At 43.2% G+C, this 22,418-nt stretch carries 20 protein-coding genes; 11 read left to right on the top strand and 9 right to left on the bottom strand.

What is annotated here, in order from left to right:
- Window positions 1-8 precede the first annotated feature (8 nt).
- Window positions 9-1,238: an ISL3 family transposase gene (locus ACRRS0_RS22630; protein ID WP_432452351.1), complete on the bottom strand. Its 1,230-nt coding sequence runs from the start codon at window positions 1,236-1,238 to the stop codon at window positions 9-11.
- Between the two features lie 321 nt (window positions 1,239-1,559).
- Here ACRRS0_RS22630 and ACRRS0_RS22625 point away from each other — a divergent pair, with 321 nt between their 5' ends.
- On the top strand, window positions 1,560-2,228 hold the full coding sequence (locus ACRRS0_RS22625) for a hypothetical protein (RefSeq protein WP_432455333.1): 669 nt from the start codon (window positions 1,560-1,562) through the stop codon (window positions 2,226-2,228).
- A 404-nt stretch (window positions 2,229-2,632) separates the two neighbouring features.
- Here the strand turns inward: ACRRS0_RS22625 and ACRRS0_RS22620 are convergent, their stop codons facing one another.
- Window positions 2,633-3,787 (bottom strand): IS110 family transposase, encoded by a 1,155-nt coding sequence (locus ACRRS0_RS22620; protein ID WP_432455334.1) that lies wholly within the window; start codon window positions 3,785-3,787, stop codon window positions 2,633-2,635.
- A 124-nt stretch (window positions 3,788-3,911) separates the two neighbouring features.
- On the opposite strand from ACRRS0_RS22620, the gene ACRRS0_RS22615 reads away from it, so the two are divergent.
- On the top strand, window positions 3,912-4,307 hold the full coding sequence (locus tag ACRRS0_RS22615; RefSeq protein ID WP_432455335.1) for a DUF3465 domain-containing protein: 396 nt from the start codon (window positions 3,912-3,914) through the stop codon (window positions 4,305-4,307).
- 264 nt (window positions 4,308-4,571) lie between these two features.
- Here the strand turns inward: ACRRS0_RS22615 and ACRRS0_RS22610 are convergent, their stop codons facing one another.
- From ACRRS0_RS22610 to ACRRS0_RS22600, 3 genes are all read right to left on the bottom strand, one after another.
- Window positions 4,572-5,612 (bottom strand): IS91 family transposase, encoded by a 1,041-nt coding sequence (locus tag ACRRS0_RS22610; RefSeq protein WP_432451860.1) that lies wholly within the window; start codon window positions 5,610-5,612, stop codon window positions 4,572-4,574.
- A 2-nt stretch (window positions 5,613-5,614) separates the two neighbouring features.
- Window positions 5,615-6,496, bottom strand: a complete 882-nt coding sequence (locus tag ACRRS0_RS22605) for a site-specific integrase (protein ID WP_432454067.1) — start codon at window positions 6,494-6,496, stop codon at window positions 5,615-5,617.
- 124 nt (window positions 6,497-6,620) lie between these two features.
- On the bottom strand, window positions 6,621-7,571 hold the full coding sequence (locus tag ACRRS0_RS22600) for an IS110 family transposase (RefSeq protein ID WP_432452353.1): 951 nt from the start codon (window positions 7,569-7,571) through the stop codon (window positions 6,621-6,623).
- Window positions 7,572-8,433: 862 nt separating this feature from the next.
- Between ACRRS0_RS22600 and ACRRS0_RS22595 the strand changes: the two genes are divergently transcribed.
- The 6 genes from ACRRS0_RS22595 to ACRRS0_RS22570 all read left to right on the top strand — a co-directional run bounded on the left by ACRRS0_RS22595 (window position 8,434) and on the right by ACRRS0_RS22570 (window position 13,161).
- Complete coding sequence (locus tag ACRRS0_RS22595; protein WP_432455336.1) at window positions 8,434-9,171, top strand: glucose 1-dehydrogenase; 738 nt, start codon at window positions 8,434-8,436, stop codon at window positions 9,169-9,171.
- A gap of 230 nt (window positions 9,172-9,401) precedes the next feature.
- Entirely contained in the window at window positions 9,402-10,556 is a 1,155-nt protein-coding gene (locus ACRRS0_RS22590; RefSeq protein WP_439022892.1) for an MFS transporter, read from the top strand.
- A 133-nt stretch (window positions 10,557-10,689) separates the two neighbouring features.
- Window positions 10,690-10,896 carry a hypothetical protein gene (locus ACRRS0_RS22585; protein ID WP_432455338.1) on the top strand — a complete coding sequence of 69 codons (207 nt, stop codon included), beginning with the start codon at window positions 10,690-10,692 and terminating at the stop codon, window positions 10,894-10,896.
- Between the two features lie 227 nt (window positions 10,897-11,123).
- Complete coding sequence (locus ACRRS0_RS22580) at window positions 11,124-11,474, top strand: hypothetical protein (protein ID WP_432455339.1); 351 nt, start codon at window positions 11,124-11,126, stop codon at window positions 11,472-11,474.
- 152 nt (window positions 11,475-11,626) lie between these two features.
- Window positions 11,627-12,415: a DUF2971 domain-containing protein gene (locus ACRRS0_RS22575; RefSeq protein WP_432455340.1), complete on the top strand. Its 789-nt coding sequence runs from the start codon at window positions 11,627-11,629 to the stop codon at window positions 12,413-12,415.
- Window positions 12,416-12,582: 167 nt separating this feature from the next.
- On the top strand, window positions 12,583-13,161 hold the full coding sequence (locus tag ACRRS0_RS22570) for an HD domain-containing protein (protein WP_432455341.1): 579 nt from the start codon (window positions 12,583-12,585) through the stop codon (window positions 13,159-13,161).
- 193 nt (window positions 13,162-13,354) lie between these two features.
- Here ACRRS0_RS22570 and ACRRS0_RS22565 read toward each other — a convergent pair whose 3' ends face one another.
- The gene (locus ACRRS0_RS22565; RefSeq protein WP_432455342.1) at window positions 13,355-13,525 is read right to left on the bottom strand and encodes a hypothetical protein; all 171 of its coding nucleotides are present in this window, start codon (window positions 13,523-13,525) and stop codon (window positions 13,355-13,357) included.
- 481 nt (window positions 13,526-14,006) lie between these two features.
- On the opposite strand from ACRRS0_RS22565, the gene ACRRS0_RS22560 reads away from it, so the two are divergent.
- Both ACRRS0_RS22560 and ACRRS0_RS22555 read left to right on the top strand, forming a co-directional pair.
- Window positions 14,007-15,362: a GGDEF domain-containing protein gene (locus ACRRS0_RS22560; protein ID WP_432455343.1), complete on the top strand. Its 1,356-nt coding sequence runs from the start codon at window positions 14,007-14,009 to the stop codon at window positions 15,360-15,362.
- A 69-nt stretch (window positions 15,363-15,431) separates the two neighbouring features.
- On the top strand, window positions 15,432-16,790 hold the full coding sequence (locus ACRRS0_RS22555; protein WP_432455344.1) for a GGDEF domain-containing protein: 1,359 nt from the start codon (window positions 15,432-15,434) through the stop codon (window positions 16,788-16,790).
- A 32-nt stretch (window positions 16,791-16,822) separates the two neighbouring features.
- Here ACRRS0_RS22555 and ACRRS0_RS22550 read toward each other — a convergent pair whose 3' ends face one another.
- The 3 genes from ACRRS0_RS22550 to ACRRS0_RS22540 form a co-directional block, all read right to left on the bottom strand.
- The gene (locus ACRRS0_RS22550) at window positions 16,823-17,356 is read right to left on the bottom strand and encodes an MltR family transcriptional regulator (protein ID WP_432455345.1); all 534 of its coding nucleotides are present in this window, start codon (window positions 17,354-17,356) and stop codon (window positions 16,823-16,825) included.
- Between the two features lie 304 nt (window positions 17,357-17,660).
- Window positions 17,661-18,821 carry a mannitol-1-phosphate 5-dehydrogenase gene (locus tag ACRRS0_RS22545; protein WP_432455346.1) on the bottom strand — a complete coding sequence of 387 codons (1,161 nt, stop codon included), beginning with the start codon at window positions 18,819-18,821 and terminating at the stop codon, window positions 17,661-17,663.
- Window positions 18,822-18,880: 59 nt separating this feature from the next.
- Window positions 18,881-20,836 (bottom strand): PTS mannitol transporter subunit IICBA, encoded by a 1,956-nt coding sequence (locus ACRRS0_RS22540; RefSeq protein ID WP_432455347.1) that lies wholly within the window; start codon window positions 20,834-20,836, stop codon window positions 18,881-18,883.
- A gap of 649 nt (window positions 20,837-21,485) precedes the next feature.
- Here ACRRS0_RS22540 and ACRRS0_RS22535 point away from each other — a divergent pair.
- Entirely contained in the window at window positions 21,486-22,322 is an 837-nt protein-coding gene (locus tag ACRRS0_RS22535) for a mechanosensitive ion channel family protein (RefSeq protein WP_432455348.1), read from the top strand.
- The last annotated feature ends 96 nt before the right edge of the window (window positions 22,323-22,418 follow it).

Below are 22,418 nucleotides of genomic sequence, written 5' to 3'. Positions count from 1 at the left end.
ATGGCTCTTCACCGTTCTTGGTGGAAAGTCATATCAAGCCCTCCAAAGTGAAATAAAATAGCTCGCTTAAAGCGTTCTTTATTTCTAAAACCCATCGAACGTATTTTTAGGCGCTGAATGTTTCCATTTATCGCTTCCGCTAAGCCATTTGATACCTTATAACGCATCGCATTGATGATGCCCTTTAAGTGCGTTTTCACGGTTTCTGCTGCTGTCATCATCGGCCTGATTTGACTGACCTTTATGAGTGCCAACCAATCATTCCAAGCCGCTTTGGCGTTAGCTGCATCGCCATACCAAATGGCTCTTGCTTGCTCTTTGAATATCCAGCTCAAGCCAGTATTTTGCATCATTTTGGCCAGCGCATTCACTCTTTCTCTCAATGTCCCATGTAGGTGGCTGTTTCGTTTTAACCATCCATACCGTGTTTGGTGGCACTCTCTTTTTAAATGCTGGGGCAACGCCATGAGTTCGCTTTTTCTCACTTCATTCACCGCTTTAGTGAGCACCTTTGCGATATGAAAATGGTCTATGGCTATCATTTGCTTAGCCCGCTCACCGAAGTAGTCATATGCTGCGTTTATATATGCTCTGCTCATGTCCATCGATATGGAACGTGTAACCATTGTTGACTCAGGGGGCAATGCCTTAAAGCAAGCAGATAGGCTCATGCCTGTTCGACCGTCTTCAACCGATATCACCTGACCATCACTATTGGATAATACCGTGACATAGTCATGGCCTTTCTTAAATGCCGTTTCATCGACCAACAGGTCTTGGTAGTTGATGGTGGTTCTGGCTGTCAGACCGCGTTGAACGGCTCGTGCCATAATACGGTCGATGGCTCCCCAGCTAAGCCGATAGGTTTTACTCACCGCGTATAAGGAACTGACTTTAAGCATCTCTATAACGCGAGCCTCAAACAGCTCTGTGTAGCGACTGTTACTTGTCGCCCAAGGCACTTGAAGTGTTTGCACTCCATGCTCTGGGCAATCAGCTCGAGGGACTTCAGCCTCAATACGTGTTTCAAACTGACAGGTATCTAAATGTCGCCAAACCCGCCGCCGAGTATCGTGTCGACGAACAGCCTTACCGCAAGAGGGGCAAGCCGTTAATGAAGCTCGGTCATAGTCAACGCGTACGGTGATGGTTTGGGTTGACTCATTGAGTTCAACAGATGAAACAGCCCAAGGATGAGTTAATCCAAGAATGGATTGATAAAGCGTCGTGTCTTGCATGGTCGCGAGGTATTCATGAACGTTTACTTATTATCTCGCTCATTAATGTTTGTTGAAAGTGTTTCCACTACATTCGGTGAAGAGCCATACATATACAGTATTTTTAGTTTCGTTTGCGTCATTTGTCAAAGTAATCAATGATAGAAATGGATCGATGATTGATTGATTCCGAGTAAAAAACTAAGGTAGACAATGGGTTAATATCAAATCATAAATTGATGAGCGAACGTGATGAAGATCATGTTTTTTGTGATAGGACGCGCGCTCATTGAATGGGATAGACCGCACGTGCGGCCTACTTAGCGTTATATGGATTTCAGAATGCACGAGTTCGAGTTTGGGTTATTAATATTAATACCTGCTTCTTTATTGAGTGGTCTTTTTTGCGCTAAATTAGCTTCAAATAAAGGTAAAAGTATATCAGTGTGGGCTTTCATAGGTTCTATTATGGGCCCTTTAGCAGTTCCTTTTGTCATCTTGCAAAAGAAAGGCTTATCTACACAGACAGATGAAAAAATAAAACGAGGTTTTGTATATAAATTATTACTTATAGATATCACTATTGTTTTTTTATTAGAGTTTTTTACTCTTTTTATTTTGTTTGCTGCAATTTTTACTGGTGAAATGTTTGTAGACCAACTAAGTCAGGTTCAGCTTGTTCAATTAGTTTTTTCTTTTCTCGTAGTGGTTTTTTCTATTATTGCTTTCCTTAATAGATTAAAAAATCCAGTCTTGTTCTTTTATATGGTTCTGTTTCTATATTCCTTTAACTATGCTTCTGGAGTTTTAAACTGGGAGCCGTCAACTTATGAAGCTGACAATTTAAAGTTGGCTATGAGTAAACTTATAATGTTATTTATTTCAATTAGATGTGTCTTTTGGCCACTATATGCCTATGTACAGCTCAAAAAACAAGGTGCTTCTTTAGCTCCTAAAGAGACTGAAATAAATAAACGACAAGATCCAGTTTTCTCAAGCATTGTGGAATAATCCATATAACAAGAAATTAAACAAGGACAAAAAACAGTTGGCTTTTGCTCCTTCGTCGCTTATTTTAGCCAACAAATTTTTGCCTGTTAATTAGGCGTTGATATGACCCCCACAGTCAATATAAAGCGCAGAAATTTCGACTCTTACATTTGAGAGCCTACTACTTGTTTTGGGTATAGTGTTACCGCATAGATGAAGCAAGTAACTTCGTCGGTTCTCATGCTGATATGCGTGGATTACTCACTATTTGATGAGTAGAGCCAACCTTACTTATTTCGTCGTGGCACCTGGCTTCAGTCTATGCTCGAGGTTCAATAAAGCCTGCGCTTTACTGCCATCCTAACGCCGTCGGTGGTTGTGCCACACCCGATGCTTCATCCAATGCGATAACACTAATTCTTGGCTCATGCGGGCAATCTCGAGATACGTGTTCTAGGGTCAACGATACTCACAACGACCTCTCTGGCGATTGTCCAGATATACGCGATCATTTCTCGAGCTATTGCTGCCACAACAATGTTTCGGTGCTTTCCTTGTTGGAGTAAACGTTGATAACGACGACATAATCGTTGTTGTGCGTGCCAAGCAATATCGACAACTTCTTTAGGTAGCCCTTCTTGTCGCCGTTGTAATTCAGTAGAAATATTAGCTTTGTGTTTATAGGAATGAGCGCCTTCAATGAGCAGGCGTCTTGCTCGACCATTCCCACATTTGGTTAGACTGCCTCGTCGTGTTTTATTTCCACTTGAGTTTTCACTCGGCACTAAACCGAGGTAAGCCATCAATTTTCTTGGGTGATCGAATCGTCTCAAGTCTCCAAGTTCTGCGATGGTTCCTAATGCGACGAGTAGACGAACCCCGCGCATGGCTTGAATCGCTTTCACAACGGGATAGTATCGCCAATTTTTAACTTGATGGAGCAGCTCATTGTCGAGACGTTGTAAGCGTTGAATTCTCTCGCTGATAGTCATGATCATTTCTTGTAAGACGCTCTGTTGGCTATGGTGTGGCAATATAAGCTCGGTTAACCAACGAAGGTGTTGTTTCGACCAATTGTCTTTCACCTTGGCTTGTATGTTGTTGCGTAGTAAGAATCCTTTGAGCTGAAACTTTGCATCTTTTAAATCTTTCATTGCAGTTTCTCTGGCTCTGGATAAGTCGCGTATCGCCTCGTCTTCTGCTTCAGGAACATAGATAGGAGTGAGTTCTTCTGCCTTGAAGTGTTTTGCAAGCTTGGCTGCATCACGCATGTCAGTCTTAATTCTATCTCCAGGTTTTTTAGGGATAAGTGATGGCGCAACGACGTAACAGCAATGCCCAAGACTTGTGAGCAGGCGATAGGTCCAATATCCACAAGGTCCTGCTTCGTAGACGAAATGTAACGTAGCTTTTGGATACTTGGATTGCAGTTGTTGAGCCAGTTTGATGAGCGCCGATTTGTTCGATTTAATCCGGCCTAAGTGCTCAGGTTTAGCCCCACGATGTTCTTGTAATACAGCCACTTGTATAAAGGACTTATGCGTATCTAAGCCAATAAAAATTATGTTATCGTTATTCATGCTAGCCTCCAGCTTTAGTTGTTAACACACTAAGTATGGCTCTGGCTTCGCGCTAACCCTCGACAATGGAGGCTAGCACCTCGTGGGGGTCATTATGTCTATAAAGCTGGGGAAGGTTTGGCATATGCGTAAATTATTTAAATCCATATTTGTCGTATTTGTTTTACTGCAATCTATTAATCTTGTTGAAGCTGCGTCAGTAAAATCAGCCTATGAAAACCATCAAAGCGATGTACAGGTTAAAGGAAGTGGGACGGTAATTCGTATATTAAAAGATGATAATGAAGGTTCGCGTCATCAAAAATTTATTCTAAAGTTGCCATCAGGCCAAACGATTCTAATTGCTCATAACATTGATCTTGCTCCCAGAATCGATTCAATATCTAAAGGTGATCAGGTTCAATTTTATGGTGAATATGAATGGAATGAAAAAGGTGGTGTAGTTCACTGGACTCATTATGACCCTAATGGTCGTCATGTTGACGGTTGGTTAAAGCATAATGGCAGTACGTATAAATAGCTTTATAACAAATAAGAATAGGTGTCGCGTAGCCGCCACCTTATTCGGGTGTTGAACAAGCCCGATGCTCCCTTCTATAGTAAATAACGGTATTGATGTTGGCGGGGCCAAGGCCTTGTTACTTTTTACAAGGCGAGTTTGGCTAAGACTGGGTGAATGGCGTTAAGCCTTTACCTGTCATACATGATGCTAAGCTGTTATTTTTTTTATGTATTCATCCTCATGTTAAGCCCTGCCATTCTCCTTATCCTGTTCGCCTTTCGGCTAGCTCGTTCGACTCACGCCTGTGCAGTGCATGGGGTGCTGGCAGCAAGGGCATGGCCGGGTCGCGCTGTGCTTGTCGGTTTGGAGCGCGGCGAGGTTCACGCGTTGCGGCACTCGCAGGAGTAACTGAATGCGCCGCAATATGTGTTTGGCGTTGCCCCGTAAAAAACCATAATCTCTCACCCGCTGTAATCCCTTGGGCAATACATGCGCCAAGATAAGCCTTAAGAACCTTAAGGTAGGCAAGGTGCGGATTTTGGTGGTGTGGCTTTGGCTATCTAGATACCTAAAACTCACTTGGTCGTTATTGGTACTGATGATGTCGTTATCGGATAAGATCCCGCGATACAAGTAGCGAGATAAGTACTGTAGCGCGGGCAGCCCAAAACCTACGTTGCGACAATCGACCACCCATTTGGTGGGGATATGCGGGGGCAACTTGATGTTTGGGTGTTGATTGAGCGCATCTAGCATTCTCCCTCGCCATACCTTGGCCAGCGCAAAGGCGTTAAACAAGTACTTCTTGTTGCAGTGATGCCACTGCTGCTTCGCACGGTGATAGCGCCCACCGGCCACCAATACATGTAAGTGGGGATGCAGGTTACGCTGGCGGCTATGGGTATGCAGTACGGCGGTAAACCCTAATTCCCCCTGGTTCTGGCGTTTGGCAAAGTCCTTTAACAGGCTTGATACCACCTTGAACATGATTTGGTATAAGGCTTTAGGCTGCACGCGGGCTAAAGCCCTTAGCTCATGAGGCAGGGTGAAGGTCACCATAAAGTAAGTCGTGGGTAGCAGCTTGTGTTGTTGGCGAGTTAACCAGCCAGTGGTGCAATGGTGTTGGCACTGCGGGCAATGCCTATGGCCGCAAGACAGCGTCAATTGGTCTTGATGCGGGCAATGTTCACACTGCCAAAGGCTGTGACCTTGTTGCTCAGTTTTACAACGCAGCATGGCATACATTGCCCGTTTAGCATCCGCCCTTAAAAGCGGTGCAAGCTCGGCCTCATGTTGGTGAAGTAAATCAATAAAGGTGCTCATGGTTACGGCCACATGAGTGTGAGAGAGTCAGTGAGTTTATTCACTGCCTTTACGGCATCTAATTGCTTCACTTGGGTCAACTGGGTATAACGTGCAGTGGTATTTAAACTGGCGTGTCCCAGCAAGTGTTGCAAGGAGCGTAAATCCAAGCCTTGTTCAAGCAGATGGGTGGCATAACAATGGCGCAGCGAATGCGGGCTAATAGGTTTATGAATACCGCAATCGCGCAATACCCGCTTCAAGGCTTTTTGTACGCCGCCTTTATCCATAGGCACATCCACCTGTTTACCTTGGCGTGGAAACAGCAGACGAGCATGGCGATGGCTTTGCCAATGGTGACGTAAAACCTGAAGGGTGCGACGCGGCATGGGCACGAAGCGGTCTTTGCCGCCTTTAGCATCCCGCACATGGATTTGCATGGCCTGACTATCAATATCATGAATACTTAAGTGTAAGCCCTCGCTCAATCGCAGCCCCATGGAATACAACACCAAGAAGAAGACTTGATAGCGCGGTTGCGACGTCATGCTTATCACTAAGCCGACTTGCGCAGGGCTTAAGATATCGGGTAAGCGCTTCACTTGAGGAGGCTTCACAATGTTTAGCCACTGCCATTGTTTCTCGAGGGTGTAGCGATAAAAAAATTGCAAGCCATTGCGGTCTAGCTTCACGGTGCTCCAAGAATGGCTGCGAATCAGTTGAGCAAAATAGGCCTTTAAATCAGCGGTGCTTAAGGTATCGGGGGAGCGGTCAAAGTGGGCAGAAATCCGACGTACCGCACGCGAGTACGCATCAATGGTGGCTGGTCGTTTCCCTTGTAAGGTTAAATTGGTAAGGTGTTGTTTATATAAAACATGATAACGATGTTGTTGGGTAGGGTTCATGCTGCATACTCCGGTTCATCACGACCGATTGGCCGTGTCACATTGAGTATGAGATATCAGGTGCTATGCACTCTGCCGCAGAGCGGCTTCGTTCAACAAACGACTATGGTGTCAATAAGTTAGATTAAATTATTTTTGCATCCCATAAGGCGCCATCTCGTAGCATTGAGTTTAGGATGGTTACCATCTTTCTTACGCATGCAATGATGGCTACTTTTTTAGGTTTCCCTTCAGCTAAAAGCCTCTGATATGTGCTCTTAAAAATGGGGTTACATTGGATGGCTGACATCATGGCCATGTATAAAACGGTTCTTACTTGAGCTCGTCCCCCTTGAATTTTTCTGAGCCCTTTATAGCGGCCACTTTCTCGGTTCATTGGGGCCACTCCGACGAGAGATGAGGCTTGTTTATTGGTTATTAACCCTAACTCTGGAAGGTTACTAATGATAGACGCCGCTGCAATTTTCCCTATTCCTGGCATGCTTTGTAATATCTCATTCTTGGCTTGATACTCAGGGTTACTTTCAATTAGCTTGATAATCTTGCTTTCAATTTTCTCTATCTGATTTTTAAACGCAGTTAAAATAGGTTTAATCGTCAGAATGAGTTGCGAGGGCATAATTTTCATGCGATTTTTTTCCATTGTTTGCATCGAAAGAAGCTGGTTTCTTCGGATGACTAAATCTGCCATGAGTCGCATAGAATCTGGCTTTAGTGTCGTTAAATTGGGCTTTATAGCTTCGGCGTAGTGCGCGATAAGTTTTGCGTCAAGTTTGTCTGTTTTAGCCCTCTGCCCGATAGCGCCTGCAAAACGTCTTACATGAACAGGGTTGGCTATTACATACGGTAGTTTGGCATTGTGACAAGCTATAATAAAAGGCATTTCTAATCGACCTGTAGCTTCAATCACGACTCGTAATGGCGTGTGTTTTTGAATGATTTTTATGGCTTGCTTGATACCTTTATCATCGTTGGAGACAGTGAAGAAAATGTCGAGGGGTCTAATATAAACATCAAGTTGTTCTTTACCTGTATCGACACCGACGTTAATACATTTATTTGTTACTGTATTCATAATAAGCTGACTCTATATTGCGTAATACGGGTTCTAGACCCTGTAGACTATTCGAGTGTGGTGCTTGGAGTTCCACTTAATGCTCACGTTTGTTATCGGCCTTTGAAAGGAGCCTTAAGAATATCGAGCTATTAAATAGAAGCTTAAGTTGCTGCTTAAGCCTGAGTCTCACTTTACTCATATTTCTTAATAATTATCCATACAAATAAGAATAGGTGTCGCGTAGCCGCCACCTTATTCGGGTGTTGAACAAGCCCGATGCTCCTTTCTATAGTAAATAACGCTGTTGATGCTGGCGAGCCCAAGGCGAGTTTGGCTAAGACGGGGTGAATGGCGTTAAGCCCTGCCATTCTCCTTATACTGTTCGCCTTTTGGCTAGCTCGTTCGGCTAATGCCTGTGCAGTGCATGGGGGGTTGGCAACAAGGGCATGGTCGAGTGGCGCTGTGGTTGTCGGTTTGGAGTGCGGCGAGCGCGTAGCTGACACCTTGGTCTCCTTACAAAAGAATAAACTATTGAAACACTCACCCCAACTCGCTTGATTGCAGCTTTCAATGGCCGTTTTTATCACTTGTTCAATGTTTTGATTTTGTGCGATATACCTTTTGATACGCCAGTTGAGCAAAAGTGTGCATGTAACAGTCTGAAATAAAAAGTTTTATTTGGTGGCTAATATTCAAGCAGTATTTTTGGGGGCTGGGGATTTTGCGCATCCTGAGTGCTTTAGTCCAGAGGGTTAATAGGATTTTTTTTGGCGATATTTACTCAATCAAACCAAGCTAGCGTATTTACTTTATGAAATTTCCGATGGATGATGAGGGCATTCTCTACACCAGAGCGTAAAAATTCATAAGGAGTATTTGCATGAATAAAGTTGTCATTGTCACTGGCGGTGGTCGAGGAATTGGAGCGGCTACCTCAAAGTTATTGGCCGCAAAAGGATATCAAGTTTGTGTAAACTATCTTGCAAATGCTCAAGCTGCGGAAGCAGTGGTTTGTGAAATAAGAGAGTTAGGTGGTTCAGCATTTTCGTTTCAAGCGGATGTTTCCAATGAAAGTGATGTCATCTCTTTATTTGACGCAACGGAGAAAGCGTTTGGCCCTGTGACTCATTTAGTCAATAACGCAGGCGTTTTGTTTTCGCAAATGACTTTCTCTGAGATTGATCTAGAACGATTCAATAAAGTGATGATGTCTAATGTGACTAGCTGCTTTCTTTGTTCTCGTGAGTTTATTAGGCGCATAGACCCTATAGCGACAGGTTCTATCGTTAATGTTTCATCTGCCGCTTCTCGAAGTGGCGCTCCATTTGAGTACGTCGATTATGCGACATCGAAAGGTGCAATGGATTCTTTGACTAAAGGTCTTTCATTGGAATTAGCTCCAAAGGGGATCCGAGTTAATTCGGTAAGACCTGGTTTTATCTATACCGACATGCATGCCGATGGCGGTGAGCCAAATAGAGTTGAGCGTTTGTCTCCCCAGATTCCTTTGCAACGGGGTGGCACCCCTGATGAAGTCGCCAATGCAATTGTCTGGTTACTATCTGATGAAGCTTCTTATGTTACCGGTTCTTTTATCGATTTGGCTGGTGGGAGATAGCCAATAATCAAACATTAAGAGTGATTTCCAAGGCTTGGTGTCTCTGTTCAAGCTTGGGTTTTATGTTTTTGGTTCAATGATTTCGCTTCGACGCTAGCGGCGCTCATTTCTTCAGGTAAATTCAATTCATTGAGGGTTTTGTCATTCACAAGTTTTTATCTGCGATATCGATTTATCGCGGTTTACCGAGAAATATATATTACTTGGCGATAGCGAGGATGATTCTAGGAATGGGTAATTTCATTATTCCGTTTTTAGTCTTACTACTAACTGACAAGCTAGGTTATTCAGTCACAGTCGCAGGCTCCCTTGCGATGGGTGTTACAGGAACTTATCTTTTGGGTAGCTTTTTAGGTGGGAAGTTATCAGATATCCTGGGTCATAAACGGGTCATGGTTGTCGGTGAGTTGATAGGGGCTCTGTTACTTATTTACTGTGGTTTCGTTTCTGATTCTCCCGTTTTAGTCCCTGCATTTTTGTGCGGTGCTTACTTCTTTATTGGCTTGGCATTACCAGCCAGTAACGCTTTGGTTGCCGACCTTTCTCATGTTAAGAATCGTGATGCGGTGATGTCACTGAGCTACCTTGCATATAATTTTGGCTCTGCTTTAGGCCCTATCATCGCAGGGTACTTATTCTGGAAGCATACTGAGTGGATATTTTTTGGTAATGGTTTGGCTGCATTATTTGGCGTTTTGATTATTGCCATTTTTATTCAAGTGCAACCAGAAACGGAAGCGACAAACGAAAGTGAGTTAGAGCAAGCGGTTTCGGGCTCAGTTTGGACCGTTCTGCAAGCAAGACCACGACTATTATTTTTCACCTTTCTTTGCGGTCTGCTGTGTTACTCACTTAACCAAATGACGATGGCAAGCCCATTATATTTGAGTCATATTTTTGGAGAAACGGGCCCCGTTTTATTTGGACAGTTAATGACTTATGCGTGTGTATTGGTTGTACTTATTACCCCGCTATTAATGAAATTAACTTCCAGTAAGACAGAAACAATTAGCTTGGCATATGCAGGTTTAATGTTTGCATTCGGGTATTTGCTTGTCATGTTGTATCCAACAATTCCGATACACTTTTTAGCGTGGTTATTTTTATCCGCCGGAGAAGTTTTGCTGTCGACGAAAGAAGGGGTATATCTCGCGAATAACTCTCCATCTAGTCACCGGGGGAGAATTCAGGGGGTACTTGTGACGCTCAGAAATGTTTTGTTGATGCCAAGTTTTATTGTGATCGGCTATTTAATTGATAATTATGGTTATCGTTTTACTTGGTTCAGTGTGATCGCTATTTCTATATTTGCAGCGATTGGGTTTTACTTTATGAATGCCAACAACAGCAAACAGGCATCGCTGGTTATTGAAAAATACTCATAACAAGGCAATAAAATTAGAATTTTACCAATAGCGGTCTGTATAACGAGTTAGCGGCATATCTACTGCATTAAATTATCAAGTGATTATCAGTCGATTTGTTGGATAGATGCATCATGTGCTAAGGAGGCATTCAGTGGTTGAAAGGGTTAATGACCAAGGTTTACCTCAAGTTGCAGGTCCTTATGTTGATGCGACTAAACATAATAAAACGTTTTATATATCGGGGCTTACTGTTTATGGAACTAAGGATCAATCATTTGATATGAGTGGGCAACGTTCGGACATTCTTGGTCAGGAGTCAGCGATCCTTGAGTATGAACGGCGGTCAAAAATTGATTGAGTAAAACTCACCATCTTGGTTCGCAAATTAGCTTGTTACCCTCAATTCGAGAACAACGATGTCACTTCTATGAAGGTTATCTGCCTGTTCTCTTGTGGGTTAATTCATCCCGACTTACAAATAGAAGTAGCGGCCGTCGTAGCGCTGTAGATAAGAACATAAAAAGATGCTTAACAGTGATGTGTCATGTTTGGTATTTTCGATTTTAATTTACGTTAGGGACTTAATTGAAAATTATATATTGGAAGCGACTTCAAAAAATAGCTGCAATCTACATGATTATTGTTGCTGGTTTATTTGCGTTAGACTTGGCGATACTGGGTTTTGTTGAATATGGCGTGAAGACTACCGAATATGTCGGATGTTATGCCTATGACGCGATGCTTATTGGCTTCGAATGCCAAGGATTTGTCGGCTTTAAGCTATTTGCACTGGCTCTAAATTTCCCTTGGTATCATTTATACATGCCGTTTTGGGTTATTTTTAAGCCGGTAGCGTTGTTAGCGGTGATCGCAATGTGGTTGCTTCCTGTCATATTTGTTATATCGACGGTTCAATTGGCGCGTCGCAGAACCTAGCGAGAGTGTTCAAAGGGAGGTAAATTTTTGGCTGTCGCTCATTGTTCGATGATGGCGTTTCATTATTTAAAATAACGTTTTGCTTCACTCCACAATGATTGCCAAGCATTTTTGTCTGCTTAAGTGGACGTTAATTTCTAAGGAAACACTGCGTGTTAATTCGATATCTCAGCAAAGAAAAATTTGAGTGGTTGCTCTCCGATCATGGTTTGTATATTGGGTCTGCTGCTGGTCAAAGTGATCCCAAAGAAGGTCTATATGATAGCTCGACAATCACTAAAGCAGTGAAACATAGAATGGGGGATGTTAACCAAGATCTTTTTAGTCGCCTCGACGACCTGAATGAAAATCTAATGCAGCTAAATAGAAAAGATAACTATCTTTCATCTTGGTACGCCGGTGTCACTGAAACAGCAGAAATGTGGAATGAATATGGTTCTGATGGCGTTGCTCTCATTAGCGACGAGCAGCTTCTTATTCGTTTGCTACCGGAACCTATTACAAATGCTTCAAGTTTTTATGAGATAGCATATAGCGATCAGAAAAAATCAATTGCAATGAATGAACCTCTAAAGTTTAAAGAAGAAAAATATCGGCATGAAAAAGAGTTCAGGTTAGTTGTTGATATGAATCAGTATTCTAAGCTGACTGGATTTGATCGAGAGCAATTTGGGACTGTATACGCAGATGGCAAACCATCATATGAGAACGACTTATTCACGTGCTGTATGAGTGAACAAGGGAAGCGGCAAAGCCACCGCGTCATCAAAACAAAGGGCGATGGTTATGTAATAGCCTATGACTTGAACCGAATAATCAAGCAGATAAGGTTGCATCCATCCGCCTCTAAAGACGATTTTTTAAAAGTTGAAGAACGCCTAAAACAGGCTCAATTAGATGTGACAGTCCAAGTCTCAACATTACGCACTATTGAACGCTAAGTAAGAGGCTTCGCGGGCTGTGTTGTTCTTTCGATTCAGCAGACACTTTATTTAAATAAGCGAAGGCCTTGATATACGCTTCCCCGTTATTTCGCAGCATATGATCCCCGTCGCGTCATGAATAGTTACGAGAACACGGCTTTAGATTTTCCTTCCCGGAGTATGAGATGAGTGATATTCAAAAAGTACTGGACTTCATTGTCGAAATTGAAAAGTTAAAAGATGTACATCGAAAAACACGCCCCGTTGGTCTTGAACGATATGAAAACTCAGCAGAACATTCTTGGCATGTCTGTCTTGCGGCTTTAATGCTGAAAGATTCTGCGAATCAGCCTGTGAATATCGATCGTGTTATCAAGATGCTATTGATCCATGATTTGGGTGAAGTAGATGCCGGTGACACCATTATTTACGCAAGTGAAACACCAGAACTCAAAAAGAAAGAACAAGCGGGTTTGGCGCGCATTTTTGCTTTGCTTCCTGAAGGACAAGCGGAACAATATGTATCTTTATGGCTTGAATTTGAAGCTGGGGAAACCGCCGATTCTAAATTTGCGAAAGCAATTGATCGTGTGCCACCGCTGCTTCATAACTTACACGGTGACGGACATAGTTGGAAAGAAAATAAGGTCCCTAAAGAAAAAGTTTTCGCTGTGAATCGTCGAATTGCTGAAGGTAGTCAGTCGCTTTGGTCATTACTCGAAAAGAAACTCAATCAAGCCGTGGAAGAGGGGATTTTAAAATAGCAATCAAACAAGATACTTGAGCGGAAAATACCATTGCCTTGATGCTGCAGATGCTTTGTTTAAATAAAATGAGGTCTTCCCCGTGCATCCCATGATCAGTGCTTATTGGTCAATAAGGACTTTCCAGCGTAGTGAGCCTCAGGGGTATTTGAACTCAGGACGAGCACTATAAGCTGAAACGTCTTACACATTTTTACTTGGCGCTTATCCGCGATTGTGTACACCACTGCGCCAGTATTTTGATGGCATTTTCCACATCCGCGTTCCAACCAAAGCCAGCATTGAGGCGAAAACAGTGATCATAGCGATGGTCGGTGGAAAAAATATGCCCTGGTGCAATCCCAATCCCTTGCTTGCGTGCCATAATGAATAATTCTCTTACATTGAGCGACTGCGGCGACGGTGGGTCGCGGCTGGCACCGAACTAGCCGGTTTAAATTACGCTGAGAGTTGGCTTGTTTGCTTCTTTAAGCAAATATCGCTTAAGCTTCCTTCCAAAGAGAAAAGTCGGAGTTACTTGTCTGCAATGACTTTGTGGCCCCTTAACGCAGCACTTCTTCGTGATCCTGTTGAGCCTTGTATTCCACAAAATTTGCTTTCATTAGCATTGAGTTGCTCAAAAAACCATCGTTGAGACGTTTCCCTCTTAAGGTCAACAAAAAGTCATCGAGGTGTAGAAGCTTATCTTTACAGTCTACACTGAAATATCTTATCGAGTTTGTGGGCATTTGTGGGGGGGTTTGGTGTAAAGTCGGCCTTTGCTTTTAGATGACCAAATAATAAAGCGCGTCATTTATGCGAATTTACCCTATTTATGCGCTCTTTTTAACGGAAATGCTTAAGTTATGTTGCCATTCAATTTTATCAACGCATCCATAAGTAAAAAGATTAGCAGCCTGTTTGCCTTGCTATTGTCGTTTTTACTGGTGGTGATTATTTATTCAATATATAAATTAAACCTGATTGATAGTGAAATGAAGGAAGTCGCTTATGTTGATATTCCTTTGAATGAAATTATGAGTGAAATTGAAATGTTGCAATTAGAGCAACATATTCTATTAGAGAAATTCGAGTTAAGAGAACAGCGTAAAAGTGAAGATTTTTCGATAGAGCAGCAGTTTACTTATCAAAAAAAGCAGTTTAAGTCCTTGTTGGATAAAGCGGTTAAGGTGATTGCCAACAGCTTGTCTACGCACGAAATAAGATACGATCTGATGGCCCATCAACAACTAATGGCGAAGATCGAGGTCTATCATCAAAAGAGTGATCTTTTTGAGCAGGTGTTGCAGTCGCTCTCATCCTCGCCGCTCCACAGTGCTGCAAAGTTGAAGCAGTTGGAAGATATGGCGAATGACTTAGAAGCCGGAGTGACGTCGATTTTAGAGCGGATTGAAACGATGACTCTTGAAGCCGGTCGTTATACCGAAAAACACGAACAAGAATTTAAATTAGTGAATGTTGCTTTAGGCTGTTGTGCGTTAATTTTGGGCCTTATTCTTACCACTTATATCATCAGACTATTCCACTATCGTATTGTTCGCATTAAGCAGCAAATACAGACTTTCGAATCATCTTTAAGTGATGAAGAACGTAGTCTAGAGAAAGAAGGGTTGCGTTCATCTCAGGATGAGTTGGTTGAGTTAGAGCAAGAGTTAAAGTTGATGATGCGGCGTTTAACTAAAGAAATCACCAATCGAGAGCAAGTTGAGCAACAGTTGCTTGTGTTGGCTACGCAGGATAAGTTGACGGGTGCTTATAATCGACATAAATGGGATGAACAGCTACAGGTACAGCTCAATTTGGCAAAACGAGGTGGTCAATTTAGTTTGATCTTGTTGGATATCGATTTCTTTAAGTTGATTAATGATCAACATGGTCATCAAGTGGGCGATCAAGTGCTGATTCATATGGTGGCCGCGTTGAAGGAAAGACTTAGAAATGTGGATCAATTGTTTCGGCTGGGTGGCGAAGAATTTGCAATTCTATTGCCCCTACAAGATGCGGCAGCAGCGACCCATTTGGCTGAAGTATTAAGAGAGATGATAGAACAAATTAATCATGAAGACCTACCTCGCTATACCATTAGTATTGGGGTGACAGAGTATCTTAAGAATGACAATGAAGAGTCGATCATTAAACGAGTCGATAAAGCGCTGTATCGGGCCAAGTCAGAAGGTCGCAACCGCGTATACACCGACTAATATTGTACTAAGAAAAGGTTGAGCGTTCGTTTACTGTGATCGCTAGTTTTTATGGAAATAGATTAAGTAATGTTGTCATTCAAATTTTTAAACGCCTCTATTAGTAAGAAAGTGAGTAGCTTGTTTGTATTGTTGCTGTCATTTTTATTGGTGGTAATTATCTATTCAATTTATAAACTGAATATGATTGATAATGAGATGAAAGAGGTTGCCTATGTTGACATACCTCTAAGCCAAATTATGAATGAGATTGAGATGTTGCAGCTTGAGCAGCATATCTTATTAGAAAAATTTCGGCTAAAAGAACAAGCTAAAGAGAGTAAGCCTCCGAAAAATAAACAGTTTGCTTATCAAAAGCAGCAGTTGAGGCTGCTACTGGATAAAGCCGTTAAGGTGATTGCCGATAGCTTGTCTTCTCATGAGATTCGATATGATTTGAAATCTCATCAGCAAATTATGTTGGATATTGAGACTTATCATCAAAAAAGTAACGTTTTTGAACAACAGTTATTAGCAATGATATCGACAACGCACATCAGTGATGAGAAACAACGCCAATTGGAGCTCATGGCGAGTGAGTTGGAAGCCAGTGTCTCGGTTATTTTGCGACGGATTGAAACTTTAACACTGGAAGCGGGCCGTTACACCGAAAAACATGAACAAGAATTTAAGTTGGTTAATATTGCCTTGGGTTTCAGCGCCCTCATTTTAGGGCTGATTCTCACCACTTATATTATCCGGATATTTGATTACCGTATCGTTCGGATCAAACAACAAATACGAGCCTTTGAATCGTCTTTTCGTGACGATAATTCGGGTTTAGAGGTGGGAGGGGCGGTTCGCTCTTCTCAGGATGAGCTGGTTGAGCTCGAGCAAGATTTAAAGTTGATGATGCGACGCCTAACCAAAGAGATCATCAATCGAGAGCAAGTGGAACAACAGCTGTTGGTGCTGGCAACACAAGATAAACTGACCGGTGCCTACAATCGGCATAAGTGGGACGAGCAGCTTACAATTCACCTCGATTTAGCGAGACGGGGTAGTAAATTTAGTCTGCTGTTGCTCGACATTGATCATTTTAAAGGTATCAATGACCAACATGGTCATCAGGTTGGCGATCAGATCCTGCAACATTTGGTCGCGACCTTTAAGGCTAGATTGAGAAGTGTTGACTTGCTGTTTCGGGTCGGCGGTGAAGAGTTTGCGATCCTGTTACCAATGCAAGGGGTCGCGGCTGCTAGTCAAGTTGCTGAGCAGTTGAGAAGAATAGTAGAACAGCTGACAGAATCTGATTTACCAACTTATACAATTAGCGTTGGCGTCACCGAGTTCTGTGATGACGATAGCGAGGAGTCGATGTTTAAACGTGCCGATCAGGCACTCTATTTAGCGAAATCTGGCGGTCGTAATCGCGTTCAAAGCGCTTAAAGTTAAACCGGTAGCCGAGGCGGAGCAAAGGGTTATAGTAAGGGGTTATCCGCATGAAGGGCACGGCAAATGGCGGCGACAACTAAGCTTAAGGTTGAGCGGACCACTTGCTCTTGTCTGGCTATTTGCATGCGGTAGAAGCTTAATTCGGCATCGTCTGCCGGAGGTGCGATATCTAGCTGGACCACCCCCATGTTTTTGACTTCGTGCAAGGTCTTAATTGGCTCTATAATTTCACTATCGGTGAAATGATACTCACTAGCCTCTTGATTTAGAAAATTTCTAAGTTGAATAAATTTATCGATATCTTGATAGATATCCTGCGAGATAATTCCTAAGGCGTACAGTAGTTTTAGGCGAACATCCAGTTCGCCTAAGGGACCACTATTATTTAATAGTGGTTCAACGGCATACTTAACGGCGTGGTCATCTTTACGAAACACGCGTTGCACTAAGTCTTCAATACTTGCTTCAAAAATATCTACTGAGCTAATGAAAAAGCTGCGCGGGGTTACAGCCTCACTCAGTTGCTCAATATTGTCTAATTCTTGCTGGTATTTATCCATAGTTTTGTCGTATTCACTCATTCAGTAATGGATGATATGGCCGCGAGGCTGTGGACCTTTGTTGTCTATTTATTAGACATAGCAGCATCTTAATGCTGGCGAATCGTGTAAGACCTCGTTTCAGCGGCAAATACTGGCTAATTTTCCAGTCAAAGAAAAGTCTTAAGAGACTTTTAGCCGAACCCTTCGGGCTGGGGTTGTGGTTCATTGACGTTGCCTGTCCCGACAAAGAAATTTCATCGGATATACTTTGTTTCAATAAACCACCCTTGGCGGCCAAAATAATCACCAAGATTAATGCCTCCTAAACATATTGCTTTTGCAGTGCTAGATAAGTGGTTTCGATGTTATCGAGTATTGCATCATTTTCTCCTAAGCCGGTGTATTTTATCAAGCAAGCACGTACCCCATGTTGTTTTAAATAGTCCTGTAACTCCAGGGCTTGAGGGTCTGCAGGGTTGTTGTAAAACAGCGCCGCGGCAATCCCTTTGACTAAATACTGATTGTCTAGGTTATATTCCAGGGTTCCGAGTAGCGGTTTGAGTAGGCGATCGTTCGCGCCCAGTTTACGAATTGGTTGGCGGCCGACTCGTTCGATATCATCGACTAAAAAGGGATTAGCAAAACGCTCGATGATTTTATCAATGTAAGATTGGTGAAGTTGGCTATCAAAGCCATAGCGACGAATTAATACCGCTCCGCTTTGTTGCATCGCTGCCTTGACTTGCTGGCGAATGTCGGGATCTTCGATGGCTTCTCGGACGGTCTTATAACCCGCAAGAGCGCCTAGATAGGCAGTGATAATGTGTCCGGTATTTAAGGTAAATAATTTACGCTCTACAAATGCCATCAAGTTTGCGGTGGTTTCCATGCCTTCAATACTGGGAATATCGCCCTTAAACTGGGTTTCATCGACAATCCATTCACTAAAGGTTTCTACGGTGACATCGAGCGGGTCATCATTGGCCGCATCCGCCGGTGGTACGATTCGGTCAACCGCGGAATCAACAAAACCTATCTTGTCTTCGGCCAAGTCGTGATAGCTGGCCGCTAGGTATTTAAACACTTCTTGTTTTAAGTGGGTGGTACCTCGAACCATGTTCTCACAAGCGATAATATTGAGTGGTTTGAGGTTGTCTGCCTTAAATCTTGCTTCGATCCCTTGAGCGATAGTTTGCGCAATTTTATCTAAAATAGCTGGCCCCACAGCAGTGGTGACTAAGTCGGTGTAGGTCATTTGTTCGATCAAGGCTGCGCTATTTGAATTAACGGCGTTGATCCGAGTGACTTTTTCAATGTGACTGTCGCTACCAACAACCTTTACATTATAGGATTGCTGGTGGCTGAGTTGGTCGACTAGGGGTTTGTTGACGTCGGCGAAGGTAACGTTGACATCGGCATCGGCCAAGACTTTACCAATAAATCCTCGACCGATATTTCCTGCGCCAAAATGTACTGCTTTCATATTGATTACCTCTAAAAATAGCGTTTAAGCCGAACCTGGTTCGGCTTGATGATGATCGTTTAAGCGGCTGATTTGCCAGCTAAGAGTGTTAATACATCTTGAACGTCTTGGGTGTTTGCCAGTTGTTCAATCGCATTGGGATCATCAAGTGCGTTGGTGATAGCGGTAATCACTTGGATGTGCTCGTCATTTTTTGCGGCGATAGCAATCACCAAGCGCGCAACATCATCCGGATCTTCACCAAAGCGAACGCCTTGGGGGTATTGGCATAGTGCTATGCCTGTTTTGAGCACCTTATCTTTGGCATCAACGGTACCATGGGGGACGGCGATCGACTCCCCTAAATAAGTCGAGACTAGTTTTTCACGTTCAAACATTGCAGCCACATAATCGGGCTCAACATATCCCGCTTTAACCAATTGCTCACCTGCGAATTGAATCGCTTGTTGTTTCGTGTGAGCTTGCAAACCGAGGTGAATGTCGCTGGCACTGAGTTGAAACACAGGAGTCGCTGGATCATAGACATCGTCGTTGGCAGCCAACGGGGACACTGCTGGAGACAGTGAGAGATAGCTGTCATCATTGGCGGCCGTCGGGGTATTGGCAGCCACCATATTTGCGACAAGTTGATTGTAAAGTTCACTATCGAGAAAGTTGGTTAGTGAAATGTGATGCGCGTTTGGTGCATGCTGTTTTGCTCGTTCAGTTAAATCTTTATGAGTGATCACTATATCTACATCGCTGGGCAGGTTATTAATGGCGGTGTTGGTTACGCTGACGTCCAATTGGCTGGCAGCAAATTTCTTGCGTAATAAGCTGGCGCCCATTGCGCTTGAGCCCATGCCGGCATCACAAGCGACAATAATCTTTTTAACTTGCGACAGGTCGATGTTTACCGCGGGCTTGTTGGCGGTGATATTTGCTTTTGCTTCATTCTTCATCGATTGCATCTGTAAATGCGCTTTACTGAGTGAGTCGTCGTCATCATTGTTAGTATTTTTCTGCGTTTTAAGCAGCAGCGAAGCCACCGTAAAGGAAACGCCAGCGGAGGCAATGATCGAGCACAGTACGCCTATTATTGAGGCTTTAGGAGTCATCAATAATACTGCAAATATGGAGCCTGGCGAAGCGGGAGAGACTAAACCTGCATTAAACAGCGTAAGGGTAAATACGCCAGTCATGCCGCCAGCTATCACCGCTAAAATGAGCCGAGGATTCATTAGCACATAGGGAAAATAGATCTCATGGATGCCGCCAAAGAAATGAATGATCGACGCCCCTGCCGCTGATTGTTTTGCATTGCCTTGGCCAAAAGCCATATAAGCCAATAATAAGCCTAAACCTGGGCCAGGATTGGCTTCAATCAAGAAGAAGATTGATTTACCAGCTTCGCTGGCTTGTTGGATCCCTAAGGGAGAGAAAATACCGTGATTAATGGCATTGTTTAAGAATAGAATTTTTGCCGGTTCTACAAAAATAGAGGTAAGAGGCAATAAACCAGCATCAACTAAAAAGCCTACGCCAGCAGCTAAACCAGTGGATAGGACTTTAACAAACGGCCCGATCATCAAATAAGCGAGGATCGCGCATAACATACCGATAATGCCTGCCGAGAAGTTATTCACCAGCATTTCGAAGCCGCTTTTAACTTTGCCCTCAACTGCGTCATCAAATTTTTTGATTGCCCAGCCACCCATTGGACCGACGATCATCGCTCCCATAAACATTGGAATGTCGGTTCCGACAATGACCCCGAGAGTGGTCACCGCTCCAACCACCGCGCCACGTTCGCCGGCGACCAGTTTACCTCCGGTATAGCCAATTAATAATGGCAGCAGATAGGTGATCATCGGGCCAACTAAGCTGGCCAATTTTTCGTTTGGCAACCAACCTGTAGGAATGAATAGTGCGGTAATTACACCCCAGGCGATGAAAGCGCCGATGTTGGGCATAACCATGTTCGAGAGGAAGCGGCCAAAATTTTGTACCCTTACCTTTGCGTCTGGTGATAACATAACAAACTCCGTTTGATGCTTTGCTAGATTCTAGTGGACGGTTCGTCAAAACCGTTTGGTCTCTTGTTCAAGTCCAATCTACCACATTGGGGTGTATGCGAAGCTGATAACGGAGTTTTTGTGATTTAGTTCTTAATCTCGTAACATTTCCCTCAAAATTTAGTGATCCAGCTAAAGAAAATACACACTAAAAAACCAAATCCAAACAAGATTTAGCTTGTCAATAGTATTTAACGTGATCAACCTCGCGTTTTTATTGTCTGTGTGGTTTTAGTTTTTTGTGACCTAGATCGCTAACTGGTGAAAAAGATAGCGCATTTTAATGAGCATAGGTGATTCTGCTCACGTTTTTTGTTTGTGTGTTAATGGCTTTGGGTCGAGTTTGGTTGCTTGTTAATAACTGTGGGGGTTGCGGCTTGGCCATTTGCCTTTGAATGGAAGGTTGAAAGGGAACTATTTCGTTGACTCGGCTTTGCCGTTTTCAACGCAATTAAAATGTTTTTATTGGGAACAACATTGTCTGCAAAAGATAAACTGCTTTGCGTTGACGTATTTTTTGTTGTTCTGTGGAACGAAGCTATCGCTCAAATCAACTAAGCTTTGTAAAGTTACCTTATTCGTTTAAATGATTGCTCAGTAAGGAATATCGATGATTGACCAAGAACTAGCCCAACTTGAATCTGTGTATCAAACCATAATCGACTTTTTGGTGCGTTATAGCTTTCAGCTGGTTGGCGCCTTTATTATTTTGTTACTGGGTCTTTGGGTGGCCGGGAGGATCGGCAAGTATCTATTTAAGGCGCTTGAGTTAAAGGGCTTGGATATCACGCTCGCCCATTTTATCGCGAATCTCGTGAAGATCATGTTTGTTGCCATCACGGTGATGATTGCCTTAGGTAAGTTGGGGATTAGCATTACCCCTTTTGTGGCCGCGTTAGGTGCCGTTTCTCTTGGCGCAGGTTTGGCAATACAAGGAACCTTATCTAACTATGGTGCCGGTTTGGCGATTATTTTGACACGTCCCTTTGTGCTTAAAAATACCATTACCGTTAAAGGGTATACCGGTATCGTTGAAGAAATAAACTTGGCGACGACGGTGTTGATGAATGAGGACGATGAACGAATTACTATCCCTAATCGCCATATTGTGGGTGAAATACTCAAGAATACCAATCAGAGCAGCCTAGTAGAGGGCGAGGTTGGAGTTGCCTATGGCTGTGATCCGGAGCAGGCAATTGCATTAATAGAAGTGACTTTAATGGCCATCGCAGATGTACAGCAACAACCCGCGATGAAAGTTGGGATAGGAGCCTTTGCCGACAGTGGTATTACGATTTGTTATCGCTTTTGGGTGCCGACGCCACAATTTCATCAAACCAAGTTTGCCGCTAACTTAGCGGTGTTTAAGGCGCTGCAACAGGCTGGTATTGAGATCCCTTTTCCACAACGAGAAGTTCGTTTGCTTTCTACCAAGGATGCAGGTTAAACGCTTATGTCCTAGTTATGCTGGCAGGTATAAAGTCAGCTTGGGCTGAGGAATCGTGATTATCGAGTGAGTGAAAAGATGCAATACAATGCGACA

The organism is Agarivorans sp. QJM3NY_29, assembly GCF_050870835.2.
In the GTDB taxonomy this organism is placed as follows: domain Bacteria; phylum Pseudomonadota; class Gammaproteobacteria; order Enterobacterales; family Celerinatantimonadaceae; genus Agarivorans.
This window is presented reverse-complemented; position numbering and strand designations above follow the sequence as displayed.

Excerpts from the sequence above, each read along its gene's own strand:
- ACRRS0_RS22630 (WP_432452351.1), bottom strand. The coding sequence starts at position 1,238 with ATGCAAGACACGACGCTTTATCAATCCATTCTTGGATTAACTCATCCT.
- ACRRS0_RS22625 (WP_432455333.1), top strand. The coding sequence starts at position 1,560 with ATGCACGAGTTCGAGTTTGGGTTATTAATATTAATACCTGCTTCTTTA.
- ACRRS0_RS22620 (WP_432455334.1), bottom strand. The coding sequence starts at position 3,787 with ATGAATAACGATAACATAATTTTTATTGGCTTAGATACGCATAAGTCC.
- ACRRS0_RS22615 (WP_432455335.1), top strand. The coding sequence starts at position 3,912 with ATGCGTAAATTATTTAAATCCATATTTGTCGTATTTGTTTTACTGCAA.
- ACRRS0_RS22610 (WP_432451860.1), bottom strand. The coding sequence starts at position 5,612 with ATGAGCACCTTTATTGATTTACTTCACCAACATGAGGCCGAGCTTGCA.
- ACRRS0_RS22605 (WP_432454067.1), bottom strand. The coding sequence starts at position 6,496 with ATGAACCCTACCCAACAACATCGTTATCATGTTTTATATAAACAACAC.
- ACRRS0_RS22600 (WP_432452353.1), bottom strand. The coding sequence starts at position 7,571 with ATGAATACAGTAACAAATAAATGTATTAACGTCGGTGTCGATACAGGT.
- ACRRS0_RS22595 (WP_432455336.1), top strand. The coding sequence starts at position 8,434 with ATGAATAAAGTTGTCATTGTCACTGGCGGTGGTCGAGGAATTGGAGCG.
- ACRRS0_RS22590 (WP_439022892.1), top strand. The coding sequence starts at position 9,402 with ATGGGTAATTTCATTATTCCGTTTTTAGTCTTACTACTAACTGACAAG.
- ACRRS0_RS22570 (WP_432455341.1), top strand. The coding sequence starts at position 12,583 with ATGAGTGATATTCAAAAAGTACTGGACTTCATTGTCGAAATTGAAAAG.
- ACRRS0_RS22565 (WP_432455342.1), bottom strand. The coding sequence starts at position 13,525 with ATGGCACGCAAGCAAGGGATTGGGATTGCACCAGGGCATATTTTTTCC.
- ACRRS0_RS22560 (WP_432455343.1), top strand. The coding sequence starts at position 14,007 with ATGTTGCCATTCAATTTTATCAACGCATCCATAAGTAAAAAGATTAGC.
- ACRRS0_RS22555 (WP_432455344.1), top strand. The coding sequence starts at position 15,432 with ATGTTGTCATTCAAATTTTTAAACGCCTCTATTAGTAAGAAAGTGAGT.
- ACRRS0_RS22550 (WP_432455345.1), bottom strand. The coding sequence starts at position 17,356 with ATGGATAAATACCAGCAAGAATTAGACAATATTGAGCAACTGAGTGAG.
- ACRRS0_RS22545 (WP_432455346.1), bottom strand. The coding sequence starts at position 18,821 with ATGAAAGCAGTACATTTTGGCGCAGGAAATATCGGTCGAGGATTTATT.
- ACRRS0_RS22540 (WP_432455347.1), bottom strand. The coding sequence starts at position 20,836 with ATGTTATCACCAGACGCAAAGGTAAGGGTACAAAATTTTGGCCGCTTC.
- ACRRS0_RS22535 (WP_432455348.1), top strand. The coding sequence starts at position 21,486 with ATGATTGACCAAGAACTAGCCCAACTTGAATCTGTGTATCAAACCATA.